Below are 16469 nucleotides of genomic sequence, written 5' to 3'. Positions count from 1 at the left end.
AGCGGCTTGGAGGATGACCTCGCGCGTCAGGCGCGAAACGGATGTATCAGGGTGCGTCGCGGATTTCGCGCCCGTGCGCGTCAGGCGCGCCGGTGCTACGCGAGCCGTGCGTTCTCGGATTCACTCCGCGCACGTGCGGGCCGCTCCTCCACGAAGAGACGTCGCAGATAGGGATTGAGGAAGCGTCCCTCCGGGTCCAGTTGCTCGCGCACCCGCAGGAAGTCGTCCCAGCGCGGATACAGGTGTTTCAACGTCGCCGCCGTCTGCGTGTGCAGCTTGCCCCAGTGCGGCCGGCCGCCGTGGTTGCGGAAGATGGCCTCCGCGCCGGAGAAGTACGGCTCCAGGGGCATGCCCCGGTACTGGTGCACCGCGATGAACGCCCGGTCCCCGCCGTGCGCCGGACTCAGGAACACGTCGTCCCCGCGCACGAAGCGGTACTCCACCGGGAAGTGCACGGGCAGCTTCTCGCGCGTGATGTATTCAGACAGCTCGCGCAGGCAGTCCGGACCCCGCTCCACCGGCACGCCGTACTCCATCTCCTGGAAGCGCACGAGGCGCGGCGTGGCGAACAACGTGTGGCTCTGCCCCGCCAGCACGCCTTCCGACGCCAGCTTCGCCGACAGCCGGCTCACCGGCGCGCACCACGCGGGGTTCATCCGGCACGCGCGGCTCACCGCGCCGAAGACGGCGTTCTCCATCACCATCTCGTTGAGCCAGCGCCCCACGCCCACCCCGTGCGGGGCCTCCTCCGTGAGGTCCATCGCCTTCGTCATCACCCGGTCCGAGTGGGGGAACCAGAAGAACTCGTAGTGCCGGTGGCGCGAGCGCGCTTCATCCAGGCCGGAGAGACACTCCTCCAGCCCCAGGTTCCGCCGCGTCAGCCGCAGCCGGTACGCGGGCAAGAGCCGCAGCCGCACGCGCGTCACCACGCCCAGCGCCCCCAATGACACGCGGGCCGCCTGGAGCAGCTCCGGCGCCGCGTCCTCCGAACCCGTCACCTCCTCGCCGTTCGCGGTGACGAGCGTGATGGCCTTCGCCTGCGTGGAGAGGATGCCCAGTCCCACGCCCGTGCCGTGCGTGCCCGTGCCCAGCGCGCCCCCGAGCGATTGCTTGTTGATGTCGCCCAGGTTCTCCATCGCCAGGCCGTGCGACGCGAGCAGCGTTCCCAGCTCGCGCAGGTTCGTGCCGGCCCACACGGTGGCCTCGCGCGCGGAGGCGTCCACCGCCTCCACCCCGGACAGGGCGCCGAGCGACACCATCGTCTCGTCCGTCGCGCACAGCGGCGGGAACGAGTGGCCGCTGCCCACCACCCGCACGGTGCGGCCCCTCCCTCCCGCGTCGCGGAGCGCGGCCTTCAGCGCGTCCACCGAGTCCGGTTGGAGGAACTCCGACGGGTGGGCCACCACCGCGCCGGACCAGTTGCGCCACGTCTTCGTCTTCGCCGTCACGGACGCCATGCCGTCATCCCCAGTCGCCCCGGTAGGTCGGGACTTCGTCCACCACGCGGCCCTCGGAGATGAGCAGGAGCGTGCGGAAGTGCTCGCAGATTTCGCCCGCCTTCGCGTGCCGGAAGAACACGGGCGCGCCCAGCGGCAGGGGCACCGGCCCCGCGTACGCGATGGGCGTCTGCACCTCGCCCGCGCCTTCCAGGGGCAGCAGCTTCGCGCCCTCGGGCAGGTAGGGCACGGGCAGCTTGTCCGCGCCCGCCGCGCCGGAGGCCACGTAGCCACCGCCCTGCAGCGTGAAAATGCCCGGGCCGGGACGGCGCGTGACGGGGATGGCGAACGCCACCGCGGGCAGGTGGTGGAAGCCGCGATAGCCGTCGAAGAGCGCGGGGGAATACAGGCCGCTGCCCGCCGTGAGTTCGGTGACGCTCGTGTCCTCGCGCGTGGTCTCCAAGCTGCCGGTGCCGCCGCCGTTCACGAAGCGCACCGGGAAGCCCGCGTCCTTCAGCGCCGCCACCACCGACTGCCTTCGCGTGCGCACCGGACCGACCGAGGCCCGCTTGAGCGCGCGGATGGCCAGGTTCTTCGCCCGCGCGTGCGGCGCCGCGTCCGGCACGCCCGCGAGCTGCGCCTCGTAGCCCATGACGCCCGCGAGGAAGACGTCCCCTTCCGCCGCGATGCCCCGCGCCACCGCCAACGCGTCCTCGGGCGTGCGCACCGGAGAGCGGTGCACCCCGAAGCGCAGCCCCGGCAGGTCCACCGACAGGTCCACGTCCAGGCACAGGGGGACTCGTGTGCCCTGACGCCGCGCCGCCCGGGCCGCGAGCGCCACGTGCTCCTGGCAGTCCACCATCAGCGTCACCGGCGCGGGCGCACGGCACAGCTCCGCCAGGGCCTCCGGATCCACGATGGGGTAGCCCATGAGCAGGTCCGTAAAGCCGCGCTCGCGCAGCCGCACGGCCTCATCGGCGCTGAAGCACATGAGGCCCTGGAAGCCGGGATGCCCGTCGAGCACCCGCCGCAGCAGCGCCACGCACCGCACCGACTTCGTGGCCAGGCGCACCGGCAGGCCGCCCGCGCGCTGGACCAGCGCCGCCGCGTTCTCACCCAGCAGGTCCACATCCGCGAAGGCCACCGGCAACCGCCGCCCCTCCAGCGCCCGGGCGTAATAGGCATGGTCACGCGTCATGTCAGGACCTCCCATGTCAGGGCTTTGGGCGAGCGGCCATCATCGCCGCGCCACGTCACGGCGCGAGGCCCCATGGCACCGGATGCGTGGGGTGTCGGACAGGAACCCGGGCCACGGAGGACGTCGTCGGAAAAAGGGGCAGCGCGCCGGACATCCCTGGGGGGACGCCGGCGCGCGCACACACGGATTCTTCGACTCCAGGTCGGCCCACCCCCCCGGAAGGGCACGGAGCGGCATCGTGCCCCCCGCCGAAAGCCATTTCTATTGAGGAAATCACGCGAGTCCCAAACGACTCGGGGTGACCGGAATGACTTCTCACCTGGACAGAAGGAACGACTGTGGATTCCACTTCCGACCTCACAAGTCTTCCAATTGCCTCCAACGGATATACTAAGGAAATCGTGATTGATTTGATTTCCGAGGACCAACGCCTCCTACGTGAGTTGGAGGGCCTGCTGGGGGTGGTGGAACCCGGCTCCGAGGCCCTTCCCACGGTCCTCGTGGCCCTCCGGGACGCCCTGCGCGCTGAGCGGACGGCGGCCTACGGTGTGGACGTAGGTCCTGACCGCTACCACACGGCCTTCGTCCATGGCGTGGGCTTCCCCGAGCCGCCCCCGGTGCTGACGGAGGTGTTCGACGCGTCGCTGCCGCCGGCGGGGAGCCACTTTGGCTACTTCGACCCGGCGCGCCCGCCGCCGGCCCAGCGCAACCAGCCGATGCGCTTCTCCGCGCTGGGGCTGACGGAGACGCTGCGGGCCCTGCCCCTGGCCGGGAACGGCACGCTGTGGGAGCGGCTGGGATTGAGCGAGGCGGAGTGGGAGCAGGCCCGGACCCAGCTCGCCGTCCACGCGATGGGCCTCTACCGGCGTCTGGGGTTGGAGCACATGGCCCAGCTGCGGGTGCTGGTGTGCGAGGGCGAGACGATGCTCGGCTGGCTGGGGGCCTTCCGGCCCGAGCCCTTCACGGAGCGGGAGCAGCAGCTGCTCCACGCGCTGACGCCGGCCATCCAGCGGCGGATGGCCATGGACCGGAGGCTGCGGGAGGCGGGGCTCCTGGGTCCGGCGCTGGGGGCTGCGTTGGAGGTGTTGGGGCGGCCCGCGTGGGTCGTCACGTTCAGCGGCCGGGTGATGCACACGAACAAGGCGGGCCAGGCCCGACTGGAGCAGGACGTCCAGGGCGTGACGGTGCAGGTGCGCGACTGCATCCGGAGTCCTCCGGGCACGGGGCCCCTGTTCTCCTCCGGGCCGCTGCGCACGCCAGGGCTGCCGGACCACTACCTGGTGCTGGATCCGGGCCCGCCCTCCATCGAGCCGACCGCGAAGCTGCCGGTGCTGACCCAGCGCTGGGGGCTCACCGCGCGCGAGGCGCAGGTGTTGGAGCATGTGGTGCAGGGGGAGACGAACAAGGCCATCGCCCTGCACCTGGGCTGCGCCGAGCGCACGGTGGAGGTGCACGTCACGCACCTCTTGAACAAGGCCCAGGTGGAGAGCCGCTCCGCGCTCATCTCGCGCTTCTTCCAGTCCTGACGCGAAGCCCCTCCGGGGTGGGTGGGGCGCCGCGCGAGGCGTGCGTAGGATGAGGGGATGGACGAAGCGCTGCTCAAGAAGGCGTTGGCTCGGGCCGACGCGGCCGTGGCGAAGGGCCCGCATGCGACGCCCGCGGATGGACGCCGCCGCACGCGGCACGTGGCGATGGGAGACCCGCAGGCGGACTTCGAGCGGGTGATGTCCATTCTCTCGCTGCACGGGCTGCTGGGTGAGGACGGAGGGCTGCGCCCGGACGTGTGCCTGGTGTCCGTGGGCGACCACTTCGACTGGGGTCCCGCGTCCGAGCGCGAGCACGTGGCCCGGAGCGGCCTGCGGTTGGTGGCGTGGCTCGCGTCGCATCCGGCGGATCAAGCGGTGTTGCTGCTGGGCAACCACGACCTGGGGCGCGTGGGGGAACTGGCGGACTTCACCGATGCGACCTTCCACGCCGCGCAGGTGGAGGCGGACCGGCTCTACCGGGGGGACGGCACGGACGCGGCGGCCGAACGCGACTTCATCGCGCGCTGGCCGGGACTGCCCACGGTGGAGCTGGTGGCGCGGGACTTCAGCGCCTGGAACGAGGAGCAGCGCGCGTGGGTGGAGCACCTGCTGCGGGCGCGGCGGTTCCGCGTGGCGCATGCGGCGGGAGCGTCATTGCTGGTGTTGCACGCGGGCGTCACGCGTGAGGACCTGGACGTGGTGGGGCTCGAGTCCGGGCGATGGGCGGATGCGCACGCGGTGGCGGACGCGCTCAACGGCGTGATGGACCGGGCGGTGGCGGCATGGACGGGCGGGCCGCTGGTGCTGCCAGGGCTGCACCATCCGGGCAACGCGACGTCGGGCGAGGGAACGGGCATCTTCTACCAGCGGCCCAGCCTCCAGGCGGAGGATGCGGAGCGCGTGCGAGGGACGCCCCGTCGGCGGTTTGATCCGCGGCGGCTGCCCCTGGGATTGACCCAGGTGGTGGGCCATACGCGCGACAAGCGGGTCCGGGAGTTGGTGTCCCCGGGTCCCGTGCGCGACGGTGTGCTGCGCCACCTGACGACGGATGGGACGCGCGTGGACTACGCGCACGGCCCGCCTCCCACGACGGGTCCAGGTGAAGCGGTGATGGTCTTCACGGATGGCGCCATGCGAGAGGGCCGAGCGGAGGACTTCGAACTGTTCGACCTGGAGGCCCGGCGCGCGGTGCCGCTTCACACGGCCCGCGCGAAGGGGAATGGCCTGGCGTGAGGGCTACGGCGCCGCGCCCGGGGATGCGGCCGGAGCCTTGAGGCCGGCGAGCTTCTTCTCCAGCCCTTCGACCTGACGCGGCGACACCTGAGCTGCGGGCAGCGTCTTCGCGAAGGTGAGTGCCTCCTCCAGCGTCTTCGTCGCGGACGCGGTGTCCTTGCGGGCCACGTAGATGTCCGCGCGGCCGGAGAGGACGGACAGCCGCCGTGCCCCCTGCACCCGCGCCAGGGCCCGGTCGTTCGCGGCGAGCGCGTCATCCAGCCGCCCTGACAGGCGGTACAGCGTCGCGAGCCGCGCAGGCGGGTTGTAGTCCTTCGGCAGGTCGCGCTCGCTCTGCTCCAGCGCGGGGATGGCCCGCTGCGGCTGCTCCAGCGTCATCGCCGCGAGCATGCGGTGCGAATCGAACACGGTGCGCGCCTCGGGGTTCGGCGCCTTCGCGGCCTCGCCCTCCAGGAACGCGAGCCACTCCTCCGCCACCTTCTTCGCGCCCGCAGTGTCCTGGTCGGCCTTGCGCGCCTCCACCAGCACCTCGTTCAGGCCGGAGCGGTCATCCGCCTCCATCGCGATGGCGGGCGGCGCGAGCACCTCGCGCGCCTTCGCCTCCAGCGCGTGGCGCAGGTCGGCGGCCTCGGGCGTGCCCTGCGGAATGGCCAGCGCGCAGGTGAGACCGTTGAGGACCCCGTTGGCCAGGTTGAGCGAGCGCTGCACCTTCGGCAGCTCCGCCACGGCCTTCTGGGCGCACGGCACGTACTGCTTCGCGCCGTATTGGGCCATCAGCAGCGACTCCAGCGCGCGGCCCCGGCGGGACCAATCGGCGGGCGCCTCCGCGAGCGCGAGCGACAGGGCTTCGGCGGCCTCCGCGGGCTTGCGCTCACCGTAGAGCGCATCGCCCCGGGCGAGCAGTGCGTCCGCGCCCGTGGCGCCGCCCTTGTACGCGAGTTCGCCGTCCTCGAAGAGGCGCTCCAACTGGGGCACCGTGGCGCTGCCGGCGAAGCGCAGCAGGGCCTTCTCCTCGCGCGGATCGATGATGAAGAAGGTGGGCCAGAACTCCACCGGGTACTTCTCCTGGAACGTCGCGTTCTGGGTCAGGTCGGTGTTGAGCTCCAGCCACACGAAGCGCTCCGCGTGCTTCGCCAGGGCCTTGTCGGTGAAGACGTAGGCCCGCATGGAGCGACAGGTGTGGCACCAGGGCGCCCATGTGTCGACGAACAGGGGCACGCCCTTCGCCTTCGCGTCGGCGAGCGCGCGGGCGTAGTCATCCGGGATGAAGGGCAGCGGGCCTTGGTCGTGCGCGTCGGCCACGGGCGCGTTGGCGTGCGTGGCCGTGCAGGCGATGGACCCCGACAGAAGCAGGCAGACGAGGAGTGAGCGCATGCGGCGCACCCTACCAGCGCGGTGGAGGGGGTGTCCCCGGTGGACAGTGTTCGCACACATCTCTGGGCACCGACGCGCGCGCGTGCTGTCTTGCGCGGGCCCCTATGCCCATGAAGGACCCTCGCGCCCTGCGCACCGCCCTCGCGTCCGCCCTGGATGCCCTGCCCGCCTCGGAGCTGTTTCCGGAAGGCACCGACGCCGACCTGGCCCGCCGGCTGGCCGAACGCCTGCGCCGCGACCTGTTGCCCCGCCTGGGCTCCGGTACGGAGGACGTGCCGCTGCTCCTCGTGGCCATCGCCGGGCCCAACAACGTCGGGAAGTCCACGCTCTTCAACGCGCTGGCGAAGGCGTCCCTGTCCCCCGCGCGCCCCGAGGGCGGACTGACCAAGCAGTGCCTGGCCGCGGCGAACCCGGAGACGTGGACGGGTGACCTGAAGGACGTGCTCACCCAGCGCTACGACATCGTCACGGTGGTGGAGGGTACGGTGGCGCCGGTGGATGCGCCCGGGCCCGCGGGCCGGCTGTACCTGGTGCTGGCGGACGCGGTGCCGCGCGGGCTGCTGGTGATGGACACGCCGGACTTCGACAGCGTGTACCGCGACAACCGCGAGCGGGCCGAAGCGCTGCTCGTCACGGTGGACGTGCTGGTGTTCGTGGTGAGCCGGCAGACGTACCAGAACGCGGCGCTGGTGGACTTCCTGCGCGCGGCCGTGGGCCACGGGCGGCCGTACCTGCTCGTCTACAACGAGGCCACGCGCGAGGACGTGGCCCGAGGCCACCTGGAGAAGCTGGCCCAGGACGTGGGCCATCCGCCGCTCGCGCGCTACCTGGCGCCGCACCAGCCGGACGTGGAGGCGGGACTGAAGCCGCTCGCCACCGAACCGCTGGATGGGCGGCCCCCGCTCGCCGCGCTGCTGGGACAGGCGGAGCACGCACGCGAGCTGAAGGCCCGGGCGCTGGAGGCATCGCTGTCGGATGCGCGCGCGGAGCTGGACGCGGTGGCCCGGGCGGCGACCCGCGCGGCGCGGGAGCCGGAGCGGCTGCGGCAACGGCTGCGGCATGACCTGCGGGGCATTGGCGCGCAGGCCGCGTTGAAGGCCGTGCCCGCGGACGTGCTCGTGGATGCGTTCCGCGATGAGCTGGACGCGCGCAGCACCTTCCACCGGATGGTGCGGCTGCCGTTCCGGGGACTGGCCACGGCGCTCACGTTCGTGACCCGCAAGGTGCGCGAGTCCTTCACCGGCCCCCGGCCCCACGAGGCGCTGCCCACCCAGGCGGTGGATGACTCGCTGAAGGACGGGCTGCGGCGGCTGGTGGACGCCTTCGCGCCGGAGGTGGCCGCGTGGCGCGGCGACGCGGAGACGAAGCAGAAGCTGGCGGAGGCCTTCGGGCCCGCGATGCTCGGCCGGCTGGACGCGCCGCTGGAGCTGGGCGCGCTGCATGCGCACGCCGCGGACCGGGCGACGCTGTATGACTTCTGTCGCGAGCTGGTGGGCCGCGAGCTGCAGGGCGGCATGCGCGAGGAGATGCTCCAGACGCTCACCACGCTGGTGTACTCGGTGCCGTCGGGGGCGGCGGCGGTGGTGACCGTGGCCACCGGCGGGCTGGGACATGACGCGGTGGTGTGGGCGGGAACGCTCCTGTCCACGCCGCTCCTGGAGCGCTTCGTGGACCTGCTGGGGGCCCAGGTGCGCGCGACGGTGACGCGCAAGTGGGCGGATGCCCATGGGGCCACGCTGGCGCAGGCGATGGAGACGCGCTTCTTCACGGACCTGCTGTCCCACCTGGATGCCCAGGCCGACGGATGGCTGCGCACCGCGGCCACGCTGGAGGCGGCGCGGGCGGCGACGGAGTAGACGGCCGCTTCCGGACACCCTGCGGCCTTGCGGGCGGAGGGAAGACTTCGTGCCACGCCGCCACCGATGCGTCATGCTGGATCCGCCATGACCGGTCCGGGCCCGGAGGCGGGTTCTCCCCTCATCCTGTCGTTCCGCCACCTGCTGACCGAGTCCGTCGGGGCGTTCCTCGACGAGGCGGACATGACGTGCCCGCTGACGGCGGACGCACTCAGCGAGCTGTTGGTGACGCTGTCGCGCTACCGCGAGGAGGGCGCGCTCCTGTTCCCCACCGCGTTCCTGGGCGACGACCTGGGCGCGATGCTGGAGCTGCTGGGCGGGCACGACCCCATTCCCATCGGTTCGGGACCGCGCAACCGCGCCACCATCCAGCGGGCCCTCAAGCAGTGCGCGCCGCTGGGCCAGGGGCGCTGGTGGGCGCTGTACCTGCTGCGCGAGCCGGAGGGCCTCACCTACGGCATCTTCCGGACGGATCCGTTCCCGCTCGCGGAGACGCCGCTGGAGCGCCTGCGGCATGCGCAGGACCGGGGCGTGCGCGTGGTGGGCGTGTTGCAGCTCGCGGACAACATCATCGAGCTGCGCGCGGGCGGCGGACTGGTCCGGCACGTGTACCTGTCCGGTGCGAGAGTCGACCTGGAGCCGCCCTCGGTGGTACTGGACTCGCTGGCCAGCGCGGTGACCGAACAGGTCCTGCCCTCCAGCCGCGAACACGCCCGGGGTTTCTTCCGGCGGGTGATGTTCGAGGTGATGCAGTCCTCGCACGGCACGCTGGTGGCGGTGCTGCCCCGGGAGCGCGCGGGTTCGGCGCTCTTCGTGGATGGCATCCTGTTGCCCCGGCCCATGGACGTGGTGGCGCTGCTGGACCGACACCACGCGACGCCGGATGGCAGCGCCGCGTCCGCGGTGCGGGCGAGCGCGCAGCTCTTGCGCGGCATGATGGCCACCGACGGCATCACCGTGCTGCGCGCGGATGGGTGCATCCTCGGGTACAACGTCTTCGTGCGTCACCCGGAGACGCTCGCCCGGCAACCGGCCTTCTTTGGTGGCGCGCGGCGGCGGACCTTCGAGGTGCTGTGCGCGGCACTGGGCGGAGAGCTGGCCGCGGCCTTCATCCGCTCGCAGGATGGCGATGTCGCGTGCCGCCGCGCGTGACCCCTTCGGCACCGCAACGATTTCCAGTTTTGCTTGCTGTACGGACTGAGTTTGATTTCGTCCCTGACGGACGTCGTCCGACGAGCGGAGGACCCTGGAGGTCGCATCCGAGCGCCGGGATGTGTGACGTGGGAAAGGAAGTTGAGAACGTCAAGCAAATCTGAAAGGCTGCCCGCCGCCGTGCGACCCTCCCCCCTGCCCTTCCGCGCGTGTGCCGCGCTGTCCCTGCTCGCTGTGTGCCTCGCGAGCGCGCCTGCTGTGGCCCAGAAGCTGCCGGATGTGGTGGTGACCGGAGCACCGGTCGCCCCGTCCCCGAACAGCGAGGTCGGCACGGGGCTCTGCATGGCGTCCAACGTGTGGACGCGGGCGTTGAATGACTTTCCGCAGAGCCAGACGAACTACACGGGCGACCTGAATACATACATGGAGGAGAACCGCGCGACGCGGCAGACCTCCGTGCTGCGCTCCACGTTCGACCTGTCGAACAACCTGAATGACGGTCGTACGCTCAGCTACGGCGACTACGTGAACGTGGTGACGGGCTGTCCCATCGGAGGTTGTGGGCTCCACTACAACAGTCCCGACACGTCCTTCGTCTCTCGGTTTCGCGGCTACCTGAACGTCACGCCGGACATGGTCGGGCGCGTCCTGCACTTCGGCTTCTACGCCGACGACGCCATCAGTCTGGTCATCTTCGACCGGAGCAACGCCCGATACAACGTCATCATCCGCCCGCCGCAACTGGGAGCTCCGACACGGCGCACGACCAACGCCGTGACCTTCACCCAGTCAGGGCTCTATCCGGTCGAACTGCTCTACGTGCAGATCGTGGAGCACGGGGCGCTGGAGTTCGCCATCCTGGACGGCACGTTCACGGACTTCGATCGCCCCGCGAACACGCCTCCTCTCGTCCCCCTCTCATCCGCCGGCTTCTCCCTGGTCCAGCCCGCCCAGTTCTACCAGTCGGAGAACGGGCGCCCGTCCTACCCGGGCAATCTCAACCAGTGCGAGCAGTGCAACCGCAACGACGCGAACGCGCAGAACAACAGCACCTGCGGTCCGTACTACTACTGCAACTCCGCCGCGCTCTGCGCGCCCTGCGACTCCGCCCTCTTCTGTGGCGCGAGCTGCTCCCCGTGCGGCCTGTCCACGCCCTACTGCGCGAACCTCAACGGCCAGACGGCCTGCGTCCAGTGCACGGAGGACTCCCAGTGCCCCAATGGACGCTGTGACCTGACCGACAACTTCTGCCGCGGATGCAATGACAACGCGGACTGCCCCACCGGCCGCTGCGACCTGACCGACAACTCCTGCAAGGGCTGCGTCAACGATGCCCAGTGCGGCTCCGGTCAGGTCTGCGACGAGCCCACCTTCGCCTGCGTCCAGTGCACCGGCGACGAGAACTGCCCCAACGGACAGGTCTGCGACCCCACCTCGAACACCTGCTCTGAATGCAACCAGGACACCGACTGCGCCCGGGGCGAGCAGTGCTCCAACCACGTCTGCGTCCTCTGTGACGCCAACGACGCCTGCGCCGGCAACTCCTGCAACTGCTGCCCCAACGGCACCCAGTGCGCCGCGCCCACCCCTGGCGCCCCGCCGTCCTGCGTCGAGTGCACCACCGACAGCCAGTGCTCCAACGGCCAGCGCTGCGACACCGTGAACGGCGCCTGCGTCGACGCCGTCCCCGAATGCAACACCGCCGACCGCTGCGGCCCCGGCTGCTCGAAGTGCCCCGGTGAGCGCCCCTTCTGTCTCGACGGCGAGGTCTGCGTCCAGTGCCGCACCGACCTCGAATGCGGCGACGGCCAGTTCTGCCTGAGCGGTGAGTGCAGCGCCTGCACCACCGACGAGCGCTGCGGCAGCCGCTGCGGTGCCTGCGGTGACGCCACCCCGTTCTGCCTCACGGACGGCTCCGTGCAGAACAGCGTCTGCGTGGGCTGCGTCAACGACTCCGACTGCGGCAGCGGCACCTGCGACCCCACCACGCGCACCTGCTCCAACACCGGCGCCTGCGCCATGACGTGCGCGGAGGGCCTCGTGTGCGACGGCGCCGCGTGCGTCGAGTGCTTCGCGGATGCCCACTGCCCCTGCGGCGGCACCTGCGACCTCGCCTCCAGCACCTGCAGCGAGTCCTGCGCCGACAGCGGCGACTGCCTGGGCGTCGAGTTCTGCTCGGCCGAAACCCTCCAGTGCGAGCGCGGCCGCCGCAAGCCCGGCACCGAACCGCAGGGCGGCGCCTTCTGCTGCGGCACCACCGCCGAGGACACGCCCACCGGCAGCACCGCCATCCTCGTCACCCTCGCCCTGGGCTTCCTCTTCCTGCGCTCCGCCCGCCGCGTCCGATGAAGCCTTCCCGCACGCCGCTCCTCCCTTCGCTGCTGTTGGCCCTGTCGCTGTCCACCGCCGCCAGCGCCGCGCCGGATGCGCGCTTCAACCTCCAGCTGTTCCGTCCGTCCGGCGCGCCGCAGGACCTGGTGATGGTCACCCAGTCCCGGCCCCTGTCCCACCTGTCCGTCTCCGCCGGGCCCTACTTCAGCTACTCCATCAACCCGCTCTCCCTCGTCCCCAAGGACGGAGACCTGGGCTCCATCAGCCTCGTGGGCAACCGGCTCCAGTTGGATGTCATGGCCACCGTGGGCCTCTTCGACTGGGCCGAAGTGGGCGTGGACATGCCGCTCGTCATGCTCCAGGGCGGCCAGAACCTGGAGGTCATCGGCACCGAAGGTCCGGTGGAGAGCTTCGCGCTCGGCGACCTGCGCCTCACCGGCAAGGTGGCCCTGCCCGGCCTGCGCCGCTCCGCGGAAGGCCACGGCTGGGGCAGCGCGCTCACCTTCAACGTCAGCTTCCCCACCGGCGTGCAGGAGGCCTTCGCGGGCGACGGTGAGCTGACCTACGCGCCGGGCCTCGTCGTCGACTACCGCTTTGAATCCGGCATCCTGCTGGCCCTCAACGGCGGCTTCTGGAAGCGGCCGGACCGCATCTTCAGCGGCGTGAACATGGGCGACATGGCGCCCTTCGGCCTGGGCACGGAAGTGCCCCTCCTGCGCGGCAGCGGCATCACCCTGCTCGGCATGGTGAACGGCGCGGTGGGCCTGGAGAAGGAGCCCGACCAGCCCCGGCAGATTCCCGCCGAGCTGCTCATCGGCCTGCGTTGGTACAGCTCCACCGGCATCACCTTCACCTTCGGCGGCGGCCTGGGCTGTGGCTGTTCGCTGGCGTCCCCGAACCTGAGCTTCTTCACGTCCATCATCTGGGTGCCCGCCAAGACGCGTGAATGGGAGGCCATCGAGCGCTTCAAGGAGCCGCCCGAGCCGCCGCCGCCGCCCGTGGATCCGGACGGCGACTCCGTCATTGGCGAGAAGGACCGCTGCCCCACCGTGGCGGGCCCGGTGGAGAACGGCGGCTGCCCGGACTCCGACGGCGACAGCGATGGCGTGGTGGACCGGATCGACAAGTGCCCGGACGTGCCCGCTGGCACGCGCGGCAAGGACGGCTGCCCGCTCGCACGCACCGTGGGCAATAAAATCGTCATCCTGGAGCAGGTGAACTTCGCCACCGACCAGGACGTCATCCTGTCCGAGTCCTTCCCCGTGCTGGAGGAGGTGGCGCGGGTGATGGAAGTGAACCCGAAGCTCGACCGCATCCTCATCGAGGGCCACACCGACTCGCGCGCCAGCGACAGCTACAACCTGGAGCTGTCCAAGCGCCGCGCCGCCAGCGTGAAGCGCTTCCTCATCGAGAGCGGTGTCGCCGCGGAGCGCGTGTGCTCGCAGGGCTTCGGGCGCAGCAAGCCCGTGGCCGACAACGCGTCGGAAGAGGGCATGGCCCTCAACCGCCGCGTCGAGTTCACCATCCAGCCGCCTGTCGACGGCCCCCGCCCGCCCTGCCCCGAGGACGAGGTGCCGAAGAAGGGCCGCAAGAACACCGCGCCCAAGCCCTCCGCTCCGAAGTCCGCGCCGCCCGCGAAGAAGAAGTAGGCCGCGCGCCGGTTGCCCGTCCCCGCCGCTTCATGACGGCGGGGACACCAGGACACCGGGACACCCCAGGGCCCTACTCGACGATGAAGTCCGCGGCGGTGCGGCGACGGCCGGCCACCACCGACACCACCGCGCGGCCCGTGCCCACGGCCGTCACCCGGCCCTCGGGCGACACCGTCACCACGGCCGAGTTGGAGCTGAACCACTCCAGCGGCACGCGCTCCAGCACCGCGCCGTTGCGGTTGTACGCGCGCGCCTGGACCTGCACCGACTGGCCCTTCTTCTTGAACGTGTACGAGGTGAGGTTCAGCCCCAGGCGGGCGAAGTCCGGCGGCACCACCTGCACGGCGATGGCCCGGCTCAGGTGCCCCAGCGTCGCGGTGACAGTGGCCACGCCCGCCGTCGCGGCGATGAGCTCACCGTTCTCCACGTGCGCCACCTCTTCATTGCTGGAGCGGAAGGTGGGCATGGCGTCGGGGATGACGTGGCCCACCTCGTTGCGCGCCACCACGCGCAGCTTGATGGTGCGCCCCATCTCCACGAAGTCCGCGCCCGGCGCGCGCACCTCCAGCGTGGCGAGGATGGTGAGATCCAACGGCAGCGCCGCCTTCGCCCGTCCCCCCTGCACGCCGATGATGGTCTTGCCGGACTTGCGCGCCACCACCGTGCCGTCCTCCTGCACGGAGGCCACGTCCGGCGCGGAGCTGGTCCAGCGCAGCCGCGCGTCCATCATCTTGCGCCCATCCGCATCCAGCACCGTGTACTTCAACGGCAGGTTCTGCCCCTGCGTGCGCAGGTAGCGCAGCTCGGGCGGATCCACGGTGATGGTCGTCGGAGACGGTCCACACGCACCGAGGACACCCAGCGCGAAGAGACCCCACAGGGAACGGAAGGAAAGACGCAACGTATTCACGAAGGCAGACGGAAGGGGAGGTGGCGGAGTCTATCGGCCCACCGCGCGACGGGCGGGAAATCCACGCTCCTTCCCGTCGAAGTCCGCACGCCTGCACGCCTGCTGACATCTTTTTCGCACTTCAGCGGCGCGGGGCCCTGCCCTCCATCGTCCCCAGCACCTGCGCCGCCAGGGCTTCCCCCTCCCGCCATCCCGCCACCCGGGCGCGCTCCCGGGCCTGCTCCAGGCGCTCGCGCGCTTCCGGCACCCGGCCGCCCGCAACCAGCAGCCGGCCGGCGTTGAAGTGGATGCGCGCCACCTCCTGCGCGTCGCCACCCTGGTCGGCCAGCACCAGCGCGCGCTCCAGCTCCGCCAGCGCCTGGGCCGGCTCTCCCGCGAGCACCCGCAGGCCCGCGAGCTGCGACAGGGCCCGCGCCTGGCCCACCGCGCTCGCCACCGACCGCGCCTGTTCCACCGCGCGCGTGAAGGCCACCCGCGCCCGGTCGAGCTGCCCCAGTCGCTGCTGCAGCCGGCCCAGCAGCAGGTAGTGCTCCCAGTAGAAGTCCGGCGCCCGCGCGGCCCGGTTCCCCATGCGCTGGAAGGCCCTCGCCAGCAGCTCCACCGCGGCCGTCGTCTCGCCCTTGGCCTCGCGCACCCGCGCCAGCTCCCCCAGCACCAGGGCCTCGACCTCCGGATCCGAGTTCGCCGGGCCCTGCGCCATGCTCAGGCGCACCTCCGCGTCCGCCACGCGCCCCAGCTTCAGCTCCGCGACGGCCAGGCGCCTTGCGGCCTCCGCCCACGTGCCCGGCGTCTGCATCACCGACACGCGGTCCAGCCACGGCGTCACCAGCCCGTCCACCGCCGCGGGCTCCACCTGCGTGAGACACCGCGCCGCGCTCGCGAGCACGCCCAACTGCCAGCGCACTACCGCCGCCGTCGCGCCAGGCTCGCGACCCAGGGCCCAGCGGTAGAACTCCACCGCCGCGCGCCACTCCCCCCGTGCCGCGAACCAGTCTCCCGCCCGCTCGCACGCGGCCTGCGCGCCGGGCGCGTCCGCCCCCAGCAGGTGGTCCGCCACCCGCACCTCGCGGGCCGGCTCGCTGGCGAACGCCTCGCGCTCCAACGTCTCCGCCAGTTCCTCGTGCGCGCTCCGCAGCTGCATGGGCGACAAGCGCTCGCGCAGCACCTGCCGCGCCTCCTCTCGCGTGAAGCGGAAGATGCCGGGCTGCCGGGGCACGGACACCACCCACTCGGCATCGTCGAGCACCTCCGCGCCCTCCGTGCCCAGCAGCGACGCCCGCACCAGCTCCGCGGAGAAGAGCGAGCCCTCCACCGCCGCGCGCTGCAGGAAGCGCAGCGACGCGGAAGGCAGCAGCTCCAGCCGCGCGCCCAGCACCTGGCCCAGGTCCTGCGGCAGGGACGCGGCGGACAGCGGCCCATTCGCCTGGAACCCCTCTTCCGTGCGCTGCAGCACGCCCACCGCGACGAGCAGCCGCACCAGGGCCAGCGCATGCGCGGGATTGCCTCGCACCCGGTCCCCCACCGCCCGCTCCAGCGACGGCGACAGGGACGTCCCCAGGCTCGCGGTCAACAGCGCGTTCAGCTCCGCGGACGACAGGCCCTCCAGCACCGTCACGGGCAGCGACGCCAGGGCCGTGGGCACCGCGTCCACGTCGCCCGTGCCCACCAGCGCCACGCCCGCGTCCTTCGTCGCCAGCACCCCGGCGAGCATCTCCAGCGACGCGCCGTCCACGCGGTGCACGTCGTCCACCAGCAGCAACAGGCCCGACGGCTTCGCCACGCGCCGCAGCGCCTCCACCAC

At 71.7% G+C, this 16469-nt stretch carries 11 protein-coding genes; 6 read left to right on the top strand and 5 right to left on the bottom strand.

Annotation, left to right across the window (positions count from 1 at the left end):
* Positions 1-95: 95 nt before the first annotated feature.
* Entirely contained in the window at positions 96-1457 is a 1362-nt protein-coding gene (locus D7Y13_RS06310) for a D-arabinono-1,4-lactone oxidase (RefSeq protein ID WP_120584799.1), read from the bottom strand.
* A 4-nt stretch (positions 1458-1461) separates the two neighbouring features.
* Positions 1462-2634 (bottom strand): amino acid deaminase/aldolase, encoded by a 1173-nt coding sequence (locus D7Y13_RS06305; protein WP_120584800.1) that lies wholly within the window; start codon positions 2632-2634, stop codon positions 1462-1464.
* A 401-nt stretch (positions 2635-3035) separates the two neighbouring features.
* Between D7Y13_RS06305 and D7Y13_RS48610 the strand changes: the two genes are divergently transcribed.
* Both D7Y13_RS48610 and D7Y13_RS06295 read left to right on the top strand, forming a co-directional pair.
* Positions 3036-4160: a helix-turn-helix transcriptional regulator gene (locus D7Y13_RS48610; RefSeq protein WP_120584801.1), complete on the top strand. Its 1125-nt coding sequence runs from the start codon at positions 3036-3038 to the stop codon at positions 4158-4160.
* A 57-nt stretch (positions 4161-4217) separates the two neighbouring features.
* Positions 4218-5393 (top strand): metallophosphoesterase, encoded by a 1176-nt coding sequence (locus D7Y13_RS06295; protein WP_120584802.1) that lies wholly within the window; start codon positions 4218-4220, stop codon positions 5391-5393.
* 3 nt (positions 5394-5396) lie between these two features.
* Here D7Y13_RS06295 and D7Y13_RS06290 read toward each other — a convergent pair whose 3' ends face one another.
* Positions 5397-6767: a thioredoxin family protein gene (locus tag D7Y13_RS06290; RefSeq protein WP_120584803.1), complete on the bottom strand. Its 1371-nt coding sequence runs from the start codon at positions 6765-6767 to the stop codon at positions 5397-5399.
* A gap of 110 nt (positions 6768-6877) precedes the next feature.
* Here D7Y13_RS06290 and D7Y13_RS06285 point away from each other — a divergent pair, with 110 nt between their 5' ends.
* The 4 genes from D7Y13_RS06285 (at position 6878) to traB (ending at position 13755) form a co-directional block, all read left to right on the top strand.
* Positions 6878-8623 carry a GTPase gene (locus D7Y13_RS06285; protein ID WP_120584805.1) on the top strand — a complete coding sequence of 582 codons (1746 nt, stop codon included), beginning with the start codon at positions 6878-6880 and terminating at the stop codon, positions 8621-8623.
* An 87-nt stretch (positions 8624-8710) separates the two neighbouring features.
* Complete coding sequence (locus D7Y13_RS06280) at positions 8711-9775, top strand: hypothetical protein (protein ID WP_120535770.1); 1065 nt, start codon at positions 8711-8713, stop codon at positions 9773-9775.
* A 180-nt stretch (positions 9776-9955) separates the two neighbouring features.
* Positions 9956-12124 (top strand): outer membrane exchange protein TraA family protein, encoded by a 2169-nt coding sequence (gene traA / locus D7Y13_RS06275; protein WP_233595759.1) that lies wholly within the window; start codon positions 9956-9958, stop codon positions 12122-12124.
* The gene (gene traB / locus D7Y13_RS06270) at positions 12121-13755 is read left to right on the top strand and encodes an outer membrane exchange protein TraB (RefSeq protein WP_120630644.1); all 1635 of its coding nucleotides are present in this window, start codon (positions 12121-12123) and stop codon (positions 13753-13755) included. The genes traA and traB overlap by 4 nt, the downstream gene beginning before the upstream one ends.
* A 73-nt stretch (positions 13756-13828) precedes the next feature.
* On the opposite strand, the gene D7Y13_RS06265 is transcribed toward traB, so the two are convergent.
* Together D7Y13_RS06265 and D7Y13_RS48605 are read right to left on the bottom strand one after the other, a co-directional pair.
* The gene (locus D7Y13_RS06265) at positions 13829-14575 is read right to left on the bottom strand and encodes an Ig-like domain-containing protein (protein ID WP_233595720.1); all 747 of its coding nucleotides are present in this window, start codon (positions 14573-14575) and stop codon (positions 13829-13831) included.
* Positions 14576-14789: 214 nt separating this feature from the next.
* The coding region (locus D7Y13_RS48605; protein WP_147452425.1) for a tetratricopeptide repeat protein at positions 14790-16469 on the bottom strand (1680 nt) is incomplete at its 5' end.

The sequence above is a fragment of the Corallococcus praedator genome (assembly GCF_003612125.1).
In the GTDB taxonomy this organism is placed as follows: domain Bacteria; phylum Myxococcota; class Myxococcia; order Myxococcales; family Myxococcaceae; genus Corallococcus; species Corallococcus praedator.
Note: the sequence above shows the minus strand (reverse complement) of the source record. Positions and strands in the feature narration are given on the sequence as shown.

What these genes read in the sequence shown, in the direction of transcription:
- D7Y13_RS06295 (WP_120584802.1), top strand. Translation starts at nt 4,218, where the DNA reads ATGGACGAAGCGCTGCTCAAGAAGGCGTTGGCTCGGGCCGACGCGGCC.
- D7Y13_RS06305 (WP_120584800.1), bottom strand. Translation starts at nt 2,634, where the DNA reads ATGACGCGTGACCATGCCTATTACGCCCGGGCGCTGGAGGGGCGGCGG.
- D7Y13_RS06290 (WP_120584803.1), bottom strand. Translation starts at nt 6,767, where the DNA reads ATGCGCTCACTCCTCGTCTGCCTGCTTCTGTCGGGGTCCATCGCCTGC.
- D7Y13_RS06310 (WP_120584799.1), bottom strand. Translation starts at nt 1,457, where the DNA reads ATGGCGTCCGTGACGGCGAAGACGAAGACGTGGCGCAACTGGTCCGGC.
- D7Y13_RS06285 (WP_120584805.1), top strand. Translation starts at nt 6,878, where the DNA reads ATGAAGGACCCTCGCGCCCTGCGCACCGCCCTCGCGTCCGCCCTGGAT.
- D7Y13_RS06280 (WP_120535770.1), top strand. Translation starts at nt 8,711, where the DNA reads ATGACCGGTCCGGGCCCGGAGGCGGGTTCTCCCCTCATCCTGTCGTTC.
- traB (WP_120630644.1), top strand. Translation starts at nt 12,121, where the DNA reads ATGAAGCCTTCCCGCACGCCGCTCCTCCCTTCGCTGCTGTTGGCCCTG.